The following is a 16,667-nucleotide window of genomic DNA, read 5'->3' on the forward strand; positions in this document are numbered from 1 at the left end:
ATAGCGGTATTGGTTTGCTCATAAAAGCAAGATCAGCAATGGTAGAAAGTGTTTTGTTAAAGAGTAAATACGTGGCAACATGAGCAGTCACCCAGTTGGGTGCCTCTTTGCTTGACCATATCATCACCACTCTGATTGGATTAGAATTATGGTCAAAGTCAAAATTACTATCAGTGAAATGGAGATGACGAATATGTTCGATAAAGACGCATTCAGCCTCGCACATCTGTGCGACAAAGGCCTATCCCTTTATCCGGAGCGAATCGCCCTCATCCAGGAGGAGCGGTCGATTACCTATGCTGAGCTAGAGGAGCGAATAAATCGGGTTGCCAATGGACTGATCTCGCTCGGTGTTAAGCCCTTTGAGCGCGTCCTCGTCATCTTCGAAAACGACATTCGCTTCCCCGAAGTTATGCTCGGCATCATCAGAGCTGGCGCCGTAGCAACTCCTCTCAACTTCAAGCTCAAGCCGCAACAACATATGGATCTGGCCCAAGACTGTGAGAGTCGCATCGTATTAGGCAGTGCCGGGAAAGTCGAATCGGTCCTCGCTTGCCTGTCCGATGGGGGGGCCGAGATTGGTATTGTCGTCGATGCCGATCAAGGGCCACTTCTAAGCTATGAGGATTGGTTAGCTTCATCTTCACCCGAACGCTGCGATCATGGTTCGGCTGGCAATGACCTCTGCATACAGGCATACACCTCAGGCTCGACCGGACGCCCTAAGGGGGTTCTTCTTACGCACCATGGACTAATACGTACCGCTCAGCTTCTAGTAGAATCCAACCGAATCAATCAGGATTCACGGGTCTTGCTGTCAACACCGCTATTCCATATGAACGCTACTGCTGCGGGAATACTCCCGTGCCTGAGCCAGGGGGGCTCGGTAGTCATTCTCAAACAGTTCGACGCAGATCGTGTGATTGATGAAATCGATATACACCGCTGCACATACACAACCGGTGTACCGGCCTCGTACGAGCTTATTCTGGCTGCTGCACGACAAAAACCACATGCGGATGTCTCTAGCCTCGAGTTCATCAACGTGGGGTCTGCTCCTATGACACGCACGCTTCTTGACGAACTGGTGCAAACTTTACCTAATGTTGATGTGATCGAAGGGTACGGTTTAACGGAGTGTCCCATCATCACCCTCAATCCACGTGGGCAAAACAAGCTGGGCACTATCGGTCGCGCGCTTCCGGGCTTCGAGTGTAAGGTCATCGGCACCGATGGCAACACTGTGCCAGAGGGAGAGGAGGGAGAACTTATCGTGCGCAGCGAATGCAACGCGCTCGGCTATCACAACCGGCCAGATGCTCAGGCAGAACGCTTCCGCGATGGTTGGGTGTATACCGGAGATATAGTGTCATGCGCCCCCGACGGCTGGTTTACCTTTAAGGGGCGTATCGACGACCAGATGAATGTAGGGGGAGAGAATGTCTTTCCGGCCGAAGTCGAGAACATTCTCGCCACTCATCCTGAAGTACGCGATGTCAGTGTTGTGCCGGTTCCCCACGAAGTGAAAGGTCAGGTTCCGGTGGCTTTTGTGGTGCGCAACGTCGGGGCAACCCTCAGCGAGAAAGAGCTCATTGACTACTATATCGCACACGGTGCTGCATATTCCCATCCGCGCCGTATCTACTTCATCGATGAGATGCCGCTCTTGGCTACCGGTAAAACCGACCTGCAAGCGCTTACAAAGCAGGCTCGCGAGGCAGTTTAAGAAATAGGCCCTCTAACTTGTCATAATGAGTGCTTACCGGGTTTGATGCGTCAGGATTGTGAGTGCCTCTCATTTTTTAATGAGAGGCAATCAAAATGCAACGAAGCTTTGCTTAATCATTTAAAACACAGGCTTGTCGAGCCATTATTGCATACCATTTTATGAATAAGATGTTTGAAAAAAGCTAACAGCAACCCACAAAAGTAAAGCAATAAAAAACCCATTCATTTAATAACGAATGGGTTTTATATTATGTAGACTCGTTAACATTCAAAATGTATTTATCTGGCGTTAACTCGGAAACTCAAGCCTCATAGCTGAATCTCGTCGCCCCTTGCTACGTAGGGAGCAAGTTTATTTTGGAAAAATACAGCCAACGAATTTTGACGTGTCTAACGGATCTTTAAAGTCAGGAGTACGCTTATTAATGAAAGCGTCAGCACCTTCGTGGAGATCATTGGTGCGAGATAGCACATCAATCACACCAAGCAATTTCGCAATCGCCTGCTCTTCAGGCAAGTACATGCCATAGCGTAACGCTTGCTTACAGGCACACATTGCCTGCTTCGGACCTTTTGCAAGCTTGGCGGCAAATTCGTGCGCGTGCGCCAGCACTTCACCCTTGGGCGCAATGCGGTTGGCATAGCCCCACGCGAGCACTTGCTGTGCATCGACCATATCGCCCAGCAGCATCAACTCACTGACGCGACCAATACCGATACGGCGTGTGATACGTACTGTGCCACCACTGCCTGGTAAGGCGCCAAGTTTAATTTCAGGCAGGCCAAATCTTGCGTTTTCGCCAACCACGATGATGTCGGCGCCAGCGGCGAGTTCCATGCCACCGCCTAGCGCAAAGCCTTCAATAGCCGCGACTGTGGGTTTCGGGAAATTGGCAAATTTAGTGAATGTTTCGTTCTCAGGCGCAAGCTTGCGAGAAACGACTGCGCCGTCTGCCAACAGTCCAGGAAATTCTTGGATATCTGAGCCAGTGCCGAAAGAGCGGTCACCGTCACCTGTGAGTACAAGCACTGCGACTTCTGGGTCAGCCTCTAGGCTAGTCAGGACCTCGTCCAACTCGCGTCTCATATCCAGTGTCATGACGTTCATTGGTGGGTTAACCAGGAACACGGTTGCTACGTTGTTAGCGATCTCTACGCGTAGTTTTTGGTATGTCATATCTTTTCCTTTAATTGCTGTGATTGCAATGCTTCCAGAGCCTACTGACTCCCACGCCTGTTAGTTTTTTTACTAACCTTCGTATGTCCGTCTGTTGGTAAGCTTGTGATGCCGGTATTCATCAACAAACGGATGGGGGTTAACAGGTCCAGTTATTGGGGTCTAGGTAATATAGGTAGGGCGTAACGCAAGTTACACCCTCACCATTTAGCTTCTTGTAAACACTGGGTGTCTTTTCTCTACAAATGCTTTGGTACCTTCCGCCTTATCATGAGATCTAGCAATGATGCCAAAAACTTCACCTTCCTGTTTTAGGCCGTCTTTATTTGACATATCATTGCCCGCATTCATCACTTCTTTTGCACTTGCAACAGCAAGTGGGCCATTTCTGCCGATCACTTTTAAACAGTCAACAGCAGCTTGTAAACAGCTTGCTTTATCGTCTGTTATTTTATTCACTAAGCCCCATTCATAGGCTTTATCAACATCGATAAACGTGCCTGAATAGATAAGCTCTTTTGCTCGGTTGCGACCAATGTATTTTGGCAGTCTTTGGGTGCCACCAAAAGCAGGTAATACACCCCATTTAACTTCAGGCTGTCCGAACACGGCTTGTTTTGAAGCATAAATAAAGTCACAAGACATGGCCATTTCACATCCACCGCCAAGTGCAAAGCCATGAACACAAGCAATCATAGGTAGCGCTAAGTCTTCCATTGCGATAGTCACATCTTGACCGAGTTTAGCGAAGTCTTCGGTTTCTTCCGGCGTCATTTTAGACATACCAGTGATATCTGCACCGGCGATAAAAGATTTCTCGCCAGAGCCAGTAAGAATCACGCCAATATATTTTGTAACATCGATATTTTTTATCGCATCCAACATTTCTGCTAAAACCGTGTTGCTCAATGCATTTAGCTCATCGGGTCTGTTTACTTCTAAGTAAAAAATATTATCTTTTTCAAATGTATTGATTGTTTGGTAACTAGTCGTCATGGTTTTTCTCACTCTATTTTATTGTTTGCGGTTCGGCTTGCTTAATTTCGTTTCAGACTTCCTCTAACTAAATCTGCGTAATCTGCGTAGAGGAAGCCTGCATTCATCCTCATTGGATGAACAATCGTCAATTAAGTACGCCCTAATTCATGTCATACTGGACACTTATCCAGCGTTCTTACCGTCCAAACCAAATTCGCGTAGTATCTCTTCGGTATGCTCACCAAGCTGTGGAGCCATGTGGCGCAAGCTAACTGCTTCGCCATCGAAATGAACGGGACAACCCACTACATCCATTTTGCCAAGAATAGGGTGATCGATTTCGATTTTCATATGGTTAATCTTCGTTTGCGGATCATCCATTGCTTCACTTAGTGTTCTTACCGGAGCACAAAGTACATCCTGTCCATCAAAACGAGCCAAAGCATCAGCCATTGTGTATTTAGCAATTTCTTGGCGAAGTGTGTTCTGTATAAGCGCTTTGTTTTTAATCTGAGAAGCCATATCTGGGTAAGGTACGGTCAGATCGTCTATTTCCAATGCAGCGCACATCGCTTTTAGTGGGTTAGGCATAAATGCGCCAATCACCACAATCGGTCCATCCGTAGCCATAAAGTGACCAGCAAGTGGCATTGCAGCCCAGTTCAGAACCTGTTTATATTTGCTCCAGTAGGCGGCTTCTTGCATTTGCATAGAAAGCATTGAGTCATAAAGACACACCTCCACTTTTCGACCTTTACCGGTTTTGCCTCGACCAATCAACGCGGCCATAATGCCCTGACAAAGATGCATTGCGCCTGTGTAATCACATAGGGCAGTTGGATAAATCGATGATGGAATTGAAGCGTCCGCGGTGACAGCCATAACACCAGACAACGCTTGGGCTACCATATCCTGACCTGGTTTTTCAGCATAGGGACCGACAGGTCCGTAGCCAGTTGCCGAAGCAAAAATAATGCCTGGATTAATCTCTTTGAGCTTCTCATAGCCAAGGCCTAACTTATCCATTACGCCAGGGCGGAAATTGTTTACAACCACATCCATCTCTTTGACAAGCTCATAAATAATCTGCTTTCCAGCTTCACTTTTTGTATCAATTTCCATCGAACGCTTGTTACGATTCATGGCTACATAGGTCGGGTTGTTCAATGCCTCTACAGAGGTTCCACCAACAGTATGTCGACTTAGATCACCTGCACCTGGGCGCTCGACTTTGATCACATCGGCACCAAAATCAGCAAGCATTAAAGTGCCAGCAGGGCCCTGCTCAGCCTGGGTGAAATCAAGAACGCGGATGCCGTCTAATGGAGTATTTGAAGTATTGTTCATATGTATAGCCTCAGATAATGAATCGTAATTAGGTCTGTTGACCTTCTAAATTTAAATTTTATTCACTGATATATGTGGAATAACCACTACATAAACCAGCCTTGTATATATAGCCCCCAATATACGAGTGATATTGGGGCTGCAATCTTATTCACCGGTCTCGTAGTAAAGGATCCATTCAGCATATAGCGCTGGCTTTTCCTCACCTTCAATTTCAACAGTTAACGCTGTGACGAATTTGCAGTTGTGCTCATCCTTCCAAATAACGTCCTTCACTTCTCCGTGTATACGTACTCGTTTACCAGTATGAACCGGTGCGAGGAAACGAATCTTGTCATAACCATAATTAAAACCATGTGGCATATTCTCAGGTATTGGGAAGTTAGCCATGATGTAAGGTGTTAAGCCTAGCGTTAATAAGCCGTGCGCAATGGTGCCACCCATATCCGTTTTTGACGCTTTTTCTGGATTAACATGCATGAAGTAGTCATCGCCTGTACAGTGGGCAAATTCGTTAATGCGTTCTTGGGTAACTTCATACCAATCGCTTGGTTCGACTTTGGTGCCAATGTAATTAACTAGCTCATTTTTAGGTACGATTTTGTTCATGTGGATATCCTTTGTTCAACTTAATTTGCTTCCGCGCAGCTCAAAAAGTAGACCAAGCTTAGGCGTAAGGCAATACGGTATAAAAAAGTTCATATATGCACGGCTAGCACATGTTAATTCCATACTCCAAGAGGCTTTAGCGATAGCTTTACCCATGGAGACCCTCTGAAAATAAATGCTAATAACTATGCGAGCCTTCAAATCAATAGAGCTAGAATAATGCAAAAAAATTATTACAAACAATCACGTTTGATGGATCATATCCACACTTTAAGGAACGTTACTCAAATACTGAATTTCCAATAAGATTGCTGATAGTGTCAACTTAACAGCCCCTAGTTGAACCTGCCATACAGGTAGATCCAATTACGACTTTTAACCTAGTTAATCTCATTGCAATACGCCAAAGTTTACACTCACTTGAAAGACGAGAATTAAACATAGAGGACCATGATAGAAAAGGTCATGGTCACCATTTGGTCACCATGTAAAAAATTGAGGTTTTATGAAGTAAGGAGTTGGTGCTGTAGAAGAAAGTAAAAAATTGATAAATGCCAGAAAAGACAAAGGCCTAGCATTTCTGCTAGGCCTTCTAAATTTGGCAGGGGTGGCAGGACTCGAACCCGCAACCATCGGTTTTGGAGACCGCTGTTCTACCAATTGGAACTACACCCCTGTTGACGAGGGGCATTATGCTAAAACCTCTGAAAAAGGTAAAGCACTTTTTCAACAAATGCCGCTAACTGCAGCATTTTCAGCCAAGTTAGCCACTGTCATCATCCAAAAGCTAAATTACTTAACCGCTACAGTTGAGCATTCAGGTAAGTCACATTGATGAATCTCGATGGTAATATGCTTAATTTGCTTAAATTTTGACTCTAAGTCTCTTTTTAATTGCAGGTTATCGATATTTTCATGAGCAACAATTGACATCACTAACACAAAATCGGCAGAGTTTGCGCGCCATAAATGGATATCAGTTATAACACAAGCGCAATACTGTTCTACAAATGCTTCTATTGACTCTTGCTGTTTTGCGGCTTTGTTATCATCTAGCAATATTGGGCTGGTATGCATAATAAGCCCATAGGCCCACTTGGTTATGATAATCGCCCCCACTATGCCCATAACTGGGTCAAGCCATAACCAACCGAGATATTTACCTAAAACAAGTGCAAAAATAGCTAATAAGGATGTCAGCGCATCTGCCAGTACATGCATATAAGCTGCATTCAAATTGTGATCATGATGATGACCATGATTATCATGCGAATGATGGTCGTGATGGTCGTGATGGTCGTGATGGTCGTGATGGTCGTGATGGTCGTGATGGTCGTGATGGTCGTGATGGTCGTGATGGTCGTGCGAATGATGATCTTTTAACAAGAATGCACTAACAATATTGACCGTTAAACCAATCACAGCGACAAATATAGCTTGTTCAAATTGAATCTCATGCGGATTGAAAATTCGCGACAACGATTCTACCAACATCAGCAATGCAACCATTCCCAAGGCTATGGCGCTGGTAAAACCACCCAATACACTGACTTTACCTGTGCCGAATGCAAACTGTGGCGAGTCTGCATGTTTTCTAGCGTAGTGGTAAGCAAATAGGGTAATCATAAATGCTGCGGCGTGGGTTCCCATATGCCAGCCATCAGCTAATAAGGCCATAGACCCATAAACGGTACCAGCAACAATCTCAACTATCATTGTCACTATGGTTAAAAGCAGTACATAGCGGGTATTTTTTTCACCTTCATGATTATGGTGATTAAAATTATGTGTTTGAGCCCATTTTTCTGTGGAGTGATTATTCATGGTTACATCAAGAAACAAAGGATGGATTTTAGTTACTAATAGGTTATATACAGCTTCACAAAAACTAACAAGGTAGCGACTAAAAATTGTGAACCAAGTATTGATTTTGCTAATACAAATCATATTCATTTATAAATTATAGTGCACTATCGTCAATTGACGTCTTAATGGGGAATACTTATTTGATGGTAACGATTAAAGCCGAGATCAACAGTTCCCCTGTATTTGGTCATAACTTTAAATGTTAGCCGTTGAAACCACTACATTAGCAGCGAGTATTAAACACTCATCAACTCAGGGCTACCGCACGAGTGATTGTATTTTATACAACTCGTGAAAGTTTATTAAACGAAACGCCGTTAAATCATCCATGATGGTCCAAATATAAAAGAATAACTGCGTCCATGCAGTTGATATTCGATTAATAAACTTCCACTAATTGAGCGAAAAGCATTCACGTTCTCCCACTTCTCATCAACCCACTCCTTTATCCCAAATTACTGTAAACAACTGACTATCGAAGCCCCACTAGACCTCAGCGGCACAACTAGAAATATGATCGATATAACAAAAAATAGGCTGTTTACATTCGCTTAGTGTTCAAATTTGTTTTTTGTATGCTATAAAAGAATGGCAATGATTAAATAATTGACAACAAAAGGTTAAATGCAAGACCAATTTGTCGTACAAACTATGTTAATCGGAACGATTTGATGATTAGTTTAAACGCTACAAAATTTGGGGACTTCACAACAAACTTATATTAACTATACAAAGATTTAAAAGTACCTAATGAATGCTGCATCGATATATTTCAGTAGGTGAATTTGCAATGAATAGAACTATAAAGGGATTGTTATGCGAATCGTCCAACTCTTAGCGCTATTAACATTTACGCTCACTTTTTCGCAATCTGCCATCTCAAATAATGCAAACACAGAAGAACAGCTGATTCTATCGTCCTGCATGTCACTAAACAAAGAATCGACTGACATTTCCACTAAACCTTGCGCTTACTATATTCAAGGATTTCTTGCAGGCACATTCAACAAAACGCAACAGTTTGAGCTTAAAAAAGGTTCAGAAGGGTTTGCTGACAGGGCGTATCGTATTCGAGTAGGTAACCTGACATCAAAAATTGCACCAACAGAATTATGCATACCAGCAAATGTAACTCGTGATCAGCTACTTAAGCGAATAGTAGATAGAACGATGAACGAACTACCACCATCGACTAACTCTCTACAAAGGCTGCAAAGCCAGATTTATCATGCATTAGTCAACGAGGCGTCATGTGAACGAGATGACTAACGAGTGGATAAGGCCAAAAAAGTTTTAAACATGACGGATTTTAAGCACTTAACTATCAAAAAACATTAATCAATATGAAACAAGAAAACAAAAGCGGCGTTGTTCCAAGCCACAGACTTGTCCTGATATTAACACTGGCTCTATTTTGGTGGATTAATTCAAATTACAGTAATCCTCTTTTACTGTCGCTGGGTGTAGGTTCCATCATGCTGGTACTTTACATTGCCCAAAAAATGGATGTTATCGACCAAGAAACTCACCCTATTCGTCTAAATGCCAATATGCCAAGTTATGCGCTGTGGTTAGCAAAGCAGGTGGTTTTATCTAACATTAGTGTGGTTAAACATATCTGGATAGGCAACAGCAGTATTTCACCAATACTTACTAAGATAGACACTCGTCAATGCTCTGATATTAATAAAGTCATCTACGCTAACTCAATTACCCTAACCCCTGGAACCGTCGCAATAGATTTAATTGATGACCAACTCACTGTTCATGCTTTGCATAAGGATGATGTCGAGATACTAAAAACCGGAGAGATGGATCTCCGGGTAAAGGAGCTTGAAAACTAATGTTAGCTGCCGCCACAATCGCCATTCTTGTTGTTATGCTACTCGCAATCATTCGCTGTATCGTCGGTCCCACACTTTACGATCGTATATTAGCCTTCAATTTTTTTGGCACCAAAGCCATTTTACTGATTTCAGTTTTGGGCTTTTTAATGGGACGACCAGAGTTTCTTGACATCGCCCTCGTCTATGCCCTAATTAACTTTATCAGTGTTATCGGAGTTTTACGTTACTCCGATTCTGCCGAGTTCAAAGTTACCCCTTACCCCCCCTCTTCAACTCAGGAGAGTGACAAATGAACGTGTTCCTCGAAATAAGCAGTGGATTATGCCTGCTAATAGGTTGCTTTCTTTGCTTTTCTGGTGGAATTGGCATTATCCGTTTTCCAGACTTTTACACTCGCATGCATGCAGCAAGCGTTACCGACACCTTAGGTGCAAGCCTAGTGCTAATTGGCTTAATGTTGCAAAGTCCCAATGGTGTCGTACTTATGAAGCTGATTTTGATTTTAATGTGTACGCTATTTATCAATCCATCTGCCAGCCATGCATTAGCAAAAGCAGCATTGCATAATGGCCTGTTACCGCTACAGGCTAAACCCGATGATCAGGGAGGGAACAAGCCATCGAAGCTTTAGTTGATGTAATACTGTTAATATTTTTAGTGGTCATCGCCATCGCAATCGTTCGGACTCGCAATCTATTAGCGGTTGTCATGTTAAGTGGCATTTATGGCTTATTATCTGCGTGTTTCTTTGTGGTAGTAGATGCCGTAGATGTGGCCTTTACCGAAGCTTCCGTGGGGGCTGGAATATCGGGCTTACTCATGTTAGCAGCCATTACCATAACGGGTCGTAAAGAAGCCCCTAAGCGCCATAAACCTTTTCTGGCACTATTTGTGGTACTAGTCACTGGAGGCATGTTGATTTATGGCACCATGGATATGCCTTATTTTGGTGCTGCTGATGCGCCAGTTCATCAACATGTTGCGCCGCGTTATATTAATGAATCTATGCAGGAAGTCGGTGTCCCTAATATTGTGACTGCGGTTTTAGGAAGCTACCGTGCATTTGACACCTTAGGTGAAGTCGCCGTTATTTTTACCGCCGGTATTGGCGTGCTTTCATTATTAACACTGCCCAGACGCCGTAAAAAAACTTCATCTGATGAAGCCACTGAAGAGCAGATGCATGAGCGTCATATGGTTGTACGCATTGTCAGTAAAGCTCTTATCCCTTTCATCTTGCTGTTTGCGTTATATGTACAATTCCATGGTGACTTTGGTCCTGGCGGGGGCTTCCAAGCTGGTGTGATCTTCGCAGCAGGGATTATTCTTTACACCATGCTATTTGGTTTAGATACCGCTCAAAAGGTGTTTAACCCGTCGATAATTCAACTGCTCGCCGCGGTGGGGCTTTTACTTTACGCCTCTGTCGGGGTTGTTTCGATGATAAATGGTGCCAACTTCTTAGATTATAACGTGCTAGCTGATGATCCTATTGATGGTCAACATATCGGGATACTCATTATTGAATTAGGGGTGGGTATCACTGTCGCATCGGTCATGTTGAGTATCTTTTTCAATTTTGATGCCCGCAGACAAGCCATTCAAAACAGTAACAAACAAAAAGGGGAGCAGGATGTTTCTCGGACTCTATAACTATTGGATCGCAATTCTGTTGATGATGATCGGTTTTTATATCGTTATCGCCCATGGTAATTTGGTTAAGAAGTTAGTTGGACTAACCATTTTTCAAACCTCAGTGTTTATCTTTTATATCAGCGTAGGCGTGGTTGAGCGTGGCAGCGCACCTATCTTAGCTGAAGGAATTAGCGATTACTCTAACCCTCTACCTCATGTATTAATTCTTACCGCCATTGTAGTCGGTATCGCGACCACAGCACTTGGGCTCGCATTGGTCATCAGAATCAAAGAATCATATGGCTGTGTCGAAGAAGATGAGATACAAAAACTAGATCAGCTAAACGAGGAAAAATCATAGTGTTAGCTCACCTGCCTATTTTACAAGTGGTGGTGCCGCTAATGGCCGCCCCATTATGCTGGTTCTTAAACCGTTCAAAACTAGTGTGGATATTTGCCTTATTAGTCTGTGCTGCGACCTGCACCAACAGCACACTATTACTGATAGAAGTGATGAAATCAGGGACTATTACCTATGAACTTGGGGGATGGGAAGCGCCTTGGGGGATTGAATTACGCATAGATAAACTTAATGCCTTTTTACTGCTGATTATATCAACCATTGCTACTGTGGTGATGTTTGCCGCCAACACTAGCATACAAAAAGAATTGAGCGAAGATCGCCACACCCTATTTTACAGCCTCTACCTGTTATCTTTGACAGGTATGTACGGCATCGTGGCTACTGGCGATGCATTTAATGTATTTGTCTTTTTAGAGATTTCCTCGCTTTCGGCCTACGCTTTAATCGCCTTAGGTAATGACAGACGTGCACTTTGGGCCGCTTTCCAATACCTGATTATGGGTACCATTGGGGCCACCTTTATTTTGATTGGTATCGGCATGCTCTATCAAATGACGGGCACGCTCAACATGAGTGATCTCGCGATTAGATTGGTTGACGTTGGCCACACCCGCACAGTATTTGTCGCTTTCGCGTTCTTAATTGTCGGCCTCTGCTTAAAGCTAGCACTATTCCCACTCCACCTGTGGTTGCCTAATGCTTATGCCTACGCACCTTCAATAGTAACGGCTTTTTTAGCTGCAACCTCAACAAAAGTAGCAGTTTACTTACTGATCAGATTTACTTTTACTGTATTTGGTATCAGTTTCTCGTTTACCACTCTCCCCTTACAAAGCATTTTAATGGTGCTAGGGCTTGTGGGTGTTTTTGTTGCTTCTGTTACTGCCATATATCAGCAAAATGTTAAACATATCTTAGCCTACTCAAGTATCGCGCAAGTCGGCTATATGATCATCGGTTACTCCATTAATACCAGTACTGGCGTGATGGCAACCTTACTGCATCTGTTTAACCATGCCTTAATGAAAAGCGCCCTGTTTTTAGCATTAGGCGCAATAATGTACCGAATTGGCAGCGTTCAATTGAGTCAATTTCAAGGCCTGGGAAGACAAATGCCATTAACCATGTCAGCCATAGTCATTGGTGGGTTGAGTCTTATTGGTGTGCCCTTATCCGTCGGTTTTATCAGTAAATGGTATCTGCTTATCGCCAGTGTTGAAGCTGGTATGTGGTCAGTTGCCGTACTTATCCTACTCGGTTCATTACTGGCAATTGTCTATATCTGGCGCATTGTGGAAATGGCTTACTTTAAGCCGCCACTACCAGGGCGGGAAACAGTCAAAGAGGCACCTTGGACATTCCTTGCGCCTATTTGGGCACTCGTCATCGCTAATATCTATTTCGGTATCGATACTCGCCTAAGTGTGCAAGTTGCACAGGCGGCTTCTCAAAGTTTGTTTGGAATAAACCCATGACCTCATCTTTGGCGCTGATGTTACAGCTAACTATCTTATTGCCACTGCTGGCAACCTTTGCAATAGCAATAACAGCAAAGAAACCTAACCTTCGTGAGGCTGTCACCATTAGCACCAGTCTTGCGGTACTTTACTGCGTGATCAACCTTTATCAAGCGATCAAGGCTGGAGCAAGCATTGAGGTGTCTTGGTGGGAACTGATGCCTGGGTTAGAGGTGAGCTTTGTTGTTGAACCACTAGGAATGTTATTCGCACTAGTTGCTAGTTTTCTTTGGTTAATTACTACTATTTATGCCATAGGCTATATGCGTGGTCACGGTGAGGAAAACCAAACTCGCTTTTACATTTGCTTCGCTTTAGCCATTAGTGCGGTTATGGGACTCGCCTTTTCAGCCAATCTATTTACCCTATTCATCTTTTATGAAGTGATAACCTTATCAACCTATCCACTGGTGACGCATGCCGGTACAGACAAAGCTAAACAGGGTGGTCGCGTCTACCTTGGTATTTTACTTAGTACCTCAATCGTATTCTTCCTGTTAGCGATTGTATTGACTTGGTTAATTAGTGGCAGCCTTGAGTTTACCGCAGGCGGTGTCTTTGATGACAAAGTTAATACCACCATGGCTGGCGTAATCTTAGTACTCTTTATCTTTGGTATAGGCAAAGCAGCCATCATGCCATTTCATCGCTGGCTACCTGCTGCTATGGTTGCACCAACTCCAGTTAGCGCCCTGTTGCATGCTGTAGCGGTGGTAAAAGCCGGAGTATTTACGGTAATCAAAGTCTGTATTTTTATTTTTGGACTCGACCTATTACCTAAACTGCCCACCACAGAGTTTTTGCTGTACTTAGCGACTTTTTCTGTATTAGTAGCTTCTATCGTGGCGATGCGACAAGACAACTTGAAAGCCAGATTAGCGTACTCTACCGTGAGTCAATTGGGTTACATCACTATCGGTGCATTACTAGCAACCTCATCAGGGGTTATCGGTAGCGCTATGCATATTGCTTCCCATGCCTTTGGCAAGATCACGCTGTTCTTTTGCGCAGGTGCAATTTTAGTAGCCTGTCATAAATCGAAGGTCAGTGAGATGCGTGGTTTAGGTTATACAATGCCAATCACTATGGCCGCTTTTTTTATTGGCAGCCTTAGCATTATCGGCGTTCCACCCACTGGTGGAACATGGAGTAAATGGTTCCTATTAATGGCTACCGTTGAAACAGGTTATTGGGTTGTAATGGTCACCTTGATGCTGAGTTCGTTGCTCAATATCGCCTACCTATTGCCCATCCCTTATCATGCGTTTTTCCCTGGCAAGGATGAAAAGCCAGAAAAAAACACAATCAAAGAAGCGCCATTACCCTCTTTAATTGCATTAACTATCACATCATTAGGCTGCTTGATTATGTTCATCCATCCACAGCCCGTTTATGAATTGGCGAAAACTATCTTGACTGTATCTGGAGTTAGCCATGGACAATGAGAAGCAGTACATTTTTGATAATCCCAAAAATATCCAGCGAGTTTTATACCTGTTATATGCTTGCTGCGGATTACTTGTGATACTTGATTTTGTCATTCACCGTCATGTTTCTCATCCCTGGGAAAACTTACCTCTCTTTTATCCTATCTATGGTTTTGTTGGCTGTGTGATATTGGTATTGGTCGCAAGCTGGATGCGAACCTTTTTGATGCGCCCAGAAGACTATTATGATCAAGATAATGATGGTCAGGAAAATAACGACAATGAAATCGAGGACAACCAAGCAGCTCTTAGTATAGCCGCTGCAACTGATGTCGAGTCTGAAAAAGAACACTTAAGCGAAATTAGAAATAACAATAAAGGTGATCGCAATGTGGATGCTTGAATTACCGCCCTTTGTATTGTTTTTAATCGGCGGTTTGATTGCTGCTACAACTCATGGGAAACTCCGCGGCGCATTGATGATAGCAATACCTATCGTCAGTGGGTTGCACTTGTGGACTGTACCTGAGGGTGTCCATCTTCAATTCATGTTTTTAGACTATGAATTAGTCCCCTATCGCGCTGACAAATTGAGCCTGATGTTTGGCTATATTTTTCATATTGCAGCATTAATTTCGATCATCTATTCACTTCACGTTAAAGATACTGTGCAGCAAGTAGCAACCATGCTATACGCGGGAAGCGCCATTGGTGCCGTGTTTGCGGGAGACTTACTTACTCTATTTGTGTTTTGGGAGCTATTGGCGTTTACCTCAGTATTTCTCATTTGGGCTCGTCGTACTTCTCGCGCTTATAGCGCTGGTATGCGCTACCTAATCATGCAAGTACTGTCAGGGGTTATTCTACTGGTAGGCGCACTGTTTCATATAGCTGAAACAGGCAGTGTCGCCTTCGATAAAATAGGATTAGATGGCATAGCTGGTTGGCTAATATTTATCGCCTTTGGTATTAAATGTGCCTTTCCTTTTTTTCACACATGGCTTACCGATGCCTACCCTGAAGCGACACCAACTGGTACCGTTATTCTGAGTGCTTTTACCACCAAGGTGGCAGTTTATGCACTGGCTAGAGCCTACCCCGGTACGGAGTTTCTAATTTATATCGGCGCAGCAATGACTTGCTTCCCTATCTTCTTTGCGGTAATTGAAAACGATCTTCGTCGAGTACTTGCTTATAGCTTGATTAACCAAGTCGGCTTTATGGTAGTAGGTATAGGTATTGGCACCTCACTAGCATTAAATGGGGCTGTTTCTCACGCCTTTAACGATGTGATCTTTAAAGGCCTGTTATTTATGAGCATGGGGGCTGTATTGCACATGACTGGACGAATAAATGGTTCAGATCTCGGTGGCCTTTATAAAACCATGCCTAAAACCACAATATTATGTATTGTAGGCGCAGCCTCTATTTCAGCATTCCCGCTGTTTAGCGGTTTTGTCAGTAAATCTATGGTGATGTCGGCTGCCATTGAAACGGGTCATGATTGGGTCTGGTTAATGCTATTGTTTGCCTCGGCGGGTGTATTCCACCATGCAGGTATCAAAATCCCTTATTTTGCGTTCTTTGCACATGACTCAGGCATAAGAGCAAACGATCCACCAAACAACATGTTATTGGCTATGTTTATATCAGCCGGTCTGTGTATAGGTATTGGTATCTACCCGGCTGCGCTCTACTCGTTATTACCATACGATACTGGCTATAATCCCTATGATGCAACCCATGTACTCGCCCAGACACAGCTGCTGTTATTCTCAGCACTGGCCTTCGTCTGGTTGAACCTTAAAGGTAAGTATCCGCCAGAATTACGCTCCACTCATCTTGACATTGATTGGGTCTACAGGCGTTTAGTGCCTAATGCTCTGCAGCGTATATTTGCGGTGATTTGGAAAGTAGACGCAGAAATACGTCAATCAATACGAAGCAAACTAAACCAATGTCAGACGTTTTTATCACGTCAATACAAAGGAGGTGGTAGCCTTATGTCCACCGACTATCCCTCTGGCAATATGGTGCTCTGGGTAGCGGTTATTCTCGCAACCTACCTGTTCATTGGCTTTGTGAGCTAATCGTTCTCATCAAGTATAAGCTAGCCTATTTGAACACTGTAATTGCGAATAGGCTGGTATCAAACCTTAGTATTAGCCAAGG

At 43.7% G+C, this 16,667-nt stretch carries 16 protein-coding genes and 1 tRNA gene; 11 read left to right on the forward strand and 6 right to left on the reverse strand.

The features are described 5' to 3' along the window. Positions 1-148 precede the first annotated feature (148 nt). Positions 149-1,726, forward strand: coding sequence for a class I adenylate-forming enzyme family protein (locus NE535_RS16280; RefSeq protein ID WP_261299656.1), 1,578 nt, complete (start codon positions 149-151; stop codon positions 1,724-1,726). A 354-nt stretch (positions 1,727-2,080) separates the two neighbouring features. Here NE535_RS16280 and NE535_RS16285 read toward each other — a convergent pair whose 3' ends face one another. The 6 genes from NE535_RS16285 to dmeF all read right to left on the reverse strand — a co-directional run bounded on the left by NE535_RS16285 (position 2,081) and on the right by dmeF (position 7,663). Further along, positions 2,081-2,905 (reverse strand): enoyl-CoA hydratase/isomerase family protein, encoded by an 825-nt coding sequence (locus NE535_RS16285; protein WP_261299657.1) that lies wholly within the window; start codon positions 2,903-2,905, stop codon positions 2,081-2,083. A gap of 207 nt (positions 2,906-3,112) precedes the next feature. After that, on the reverse strand, positions 3,113-3,901 hold the full coding sequence (locus tag NE535_RS16290) for an enoyl-CoA hydratase/isomerase family protein (protein WP_261299658.1): 789 nt from the start codon (positions 3,899-3,901) through the stop codon (positions 3,113-3,115). Between the two features lie 165 nt (positions 3,902-4,066). Then, positions 4,067-5,230: a CaiB/BaiF CoA transferase family protein gene (locus tag NE535_RS16295; protein ID WP_261299659.1), complete on the reverse strand. Its 1,164-nt coding sequence runs from the start codon at positions 5,228-5,230 to the stop codon at positions 4,067-4,069. A 147-nt stretch (positions 5,231-5,377) separates the two neighbouring features. Then, positions 5,378-5,839, reverse strand: coding sequence for a MaoC family dehydratase (locus NE535_RS16300; RefSeq protein WP_261299660.1), 462 nt, complete (start codon positions 5,837-5,839; stop codon positions 5,378-5,380). Positions 5,840-6,438: 599 nt separating this feature from the next. Next, positions 6,439-6,515: transfer RNA gene (locus NE535_RS16305), tRNA-Trp, on the reverse strand. Between the two features lie 116 nt (positions 6,516-6,631). Next, positions 6,632-7,663, reverse strand: coding sequence for a CDF family Co(II)/Ni(II) efflux transporter DmeF (dmeF, locus tag NE535_RS16310; protein WP_261299661.1), 1,032 nt, complete (start codon positions 7,661-7,663; stop codon positions 6,632-6,634). 858 nt (positions 7,664-8,521) lie between these two features. Here dmeF and NE535_RS16315 point away from each other — a divergent pair. The 10 genes from NE535_RS16315 to NE535_RS16360 all read left to right on the forward strand — a co-directional run bounded on the left by NE535_RS16315 (position 8,522) and on the right by NE535_RS16360 (position 16,585). After that, positions 8,522-8,974 carry a hypothetical protein gene (locus tag NE535_RS16315; RefSeq protein WP_261299662.1) on the forward strand — a complete coding sequence of 151 codons (453 nt, stop codon included), beginning with the start codon at positions 8,522-8,524 and terminating at the stop codon, positions 8,972-8,974. Between the two features lie 74 nt (positions 8,975-9,048). Then, a complete protein-coding gene (locus NE535_RS16320; RefSeq protein ID WP_261299663.1) occupies positions 9,049-9,549 on the forward strand; it encodes a Na+/H+ antiporter subunit E in 501 nt (166 codons plus the stop codon). Then, positions 9,549-9,845 (forward strand): MrpF/PhaF family protein, encoded by a 297-nt coding sequence (locus NE535_RS16325; protein ID WP_261299664.1) that lies wholly within the window; start codon positions 9,549-9,551, stop codon positions 9,843-9,845. Before NE535_RS16320 ends, NE535_RS16325 begins: the two co-directional genes overlap by 1 nt. Then, positions 9,842-10,183 (forward strand): monovalent cation/H(+) antiporter subunit G, encoded by a 342-nt coding sequence (gene mnhG, locus NE535_RS16330; RefSeq protein WP_261299665.1) that lies wholly within the window; start codon positions 9,842-9,844, stop codon positions 10,181-10,183. Before NE535_RS16325 ends, mnhG begins: the two co-directional genes overlap by 4 nt. A gap of 26 nt (positions 10,184-10,209) precedes the next feature. Continuing rightward, the gene (locus NE535_RS16335; RefSeq protein ID WP_261299666.1) at positions 10,210-11,205 is read left to right on the forward strand and encodes a Na(+)/H(+) antiporter subunit B; all 996 of its coding nucleotides are present in this window, start codon (positions 10,210-10,212) and stop codon (positions 11,203-11,205) included. After that, entirely contained in the window at positions 11,186-11,548 is a 363-nt protein-coding gene (locus tag NE535_RS16340) for a cation:proton antiporter subunit C (RefSeq protein WP_261299667.1), read from the forward strand. Before NE535_RS16335 ends, NE535_RS16340 begins: the two co-directional genes overlap by 20 nt. Next, the gene (locus NE535_RS16345) at positions 11,548-13,026 is read left to right on the forward strand and encodes a monovalent cation/H+ antiporter subunit D family protein (protein WP_261299668.1); all 1,479 of its coding nucleotides are present in this window, start codon (positions 11,548-11,550) and stop codon (positions 13,024-13,026) included. Before NE535_RS16340 ends, NE535_RS16345 begins: the two co-directional genes overlap by 1 nt. Then, on the forward strand, positions 13,023-14,513 hold the full coding sequence (locus NE535_RS16350; RefSeq protein ID WP_261299669.1) for a monovalent cation/H+ antiporter subunit D family protein: 1,491 nt from the start codon (positions 13,023-13,025) through the stop codon (positions 14,511-14,513). The genes NE535_RS16345 and NE535_RS16350 overlap by 4 nt, the downstream gene beginning before the upstream one ends. Then, entirely contained in the window at positions 14,503-14,898 is a 396-nt protein-coding gene (locus tag NE535_RS16355; protein WP_261299670.1) for a hypothetical protein, read from the forward strand. The genes NE535_RS16350 and NE535_RS16355 overlap by 11 nt, the downstream gene beginning before the upstream one ends. Beyond that, on the forward strand, positions 14,885-16,585 hold the full coding sequence (locus tag NE535_RS16360) for a Na(+)/H(+) antiporter subunit D (RefSeq protein ID WP_261299671.1): 1,701 nt from the start codon (positions 14,885-14,887) through the stop codon (positions 16,583-16,585). The genes NE535_RS16355 and NE535_RS16360 overlap by 14 nt, the downstream gene beginning before the upstream one ends. The last annotated feature ends 82 nt before the right edge of the window (positions 16,586-16,667 follow it).

The sequence above is a fragment of the Shewanella holmiensis genome (genome assembly GCF_025370255.1).
In the GTDB taxonomy this organism is placed as follows: Bacteria; Pseudomonadota; Gammaproteobacteria; order Enterobacterales; family Shewanellaceae; genus Shewanella; species Shewanella holmiensis.

Coding starts and splice junctions, on each gene's coding strand:
- NE535_RS16280 (WP_261299656.1), top strand. CDS start 149: ATGGTCAAAGTCAAAATTACTATCAGTGAAATGGAGATGACGAATATG.
- NE535_RS16285 (WP_261299657.1), bottom strand. CDS start 2,905: ATGACATACCAAAAACTACGCGTAGAGATCGCTAACAACGTAGCAACC.
- NE535_RS16290 (WP_261299658.1), bottom strand. CDS start 3,901: ATGACGACTAGTTACCAAACAATCAATACATTTGAAAAAGATAATATT.
- NE535_RS16295 (WP_261299659.1), bottom strand. CDS start 5,230: ATGAACAATACTTCAAATACTCCATTAGACGGCATCCGCGTTCTTGAT.
- NE535_RS16300 (WP_261299660.1), bottom strand. CDS start 5,839: ATGAACAAAATCGTACCTAAAAATGAGCTAGTTAATTACATTGGCACC.
- dmeF (WP_261299661.1), bottom strand. CDS start 7,663: ATGAATAATCACTCCACAGAAAAATGGGCTCAAACACATAATTTTAAT.
- NE535_RS16315 (WP_261299662.1), top strand. CDS start 8,522: ATGCGAATCGTCCAACTCTTAGCGCTATTAACATTTACGCTCACTTTT.
- NE535_RS16320 (WP_261299663.1), top strand. CDS start 9,049: ATGAAACAAGAAAACAAAAGCGGCGTTGTTCCAAGCCACAGACTTGTC.
- NE535_RS16325 (WP_261299664.1), top strand. CDS start 9,549: ATGTTAGCTGCCGCCACAATCGCCATTCTTGTTGTTATGCTACTCGCA.
- mnhG (WP_261299665.1), top strand. CDS start 9,842: ATGAACGTGTTCCTCGAAATAAGCAGTGGATTATGCCTGCTAATAGGT.
- NE535_RS16340 (WP_261299667.1), top strand. CDS start 11,186: ATGTTTCTCGGACTCTATAACTATTGGATCGCAATTCTGTTGATGATG.
- NE535_RS16350 (WP_261299669.1), top strand. CDS start 13,023: ATGACCTCATCTTTGGCGCTGATGTTACAGCTAACTATCTTATTGCCA.
- NE535_RS16355 (WP_261299670.1), top strand. CDS start 14,503: ATGGACAATGAGAAGCAGTACATTTTTGATAATCCCAAAAATATCCAG.
- NE535_RS16360 (WP_261299671.1), top strand. CDS start 14,885: ATGTGGATGCTTGAATTACCGCCCTTTGTATTGTTTTTAATCGGCGGT.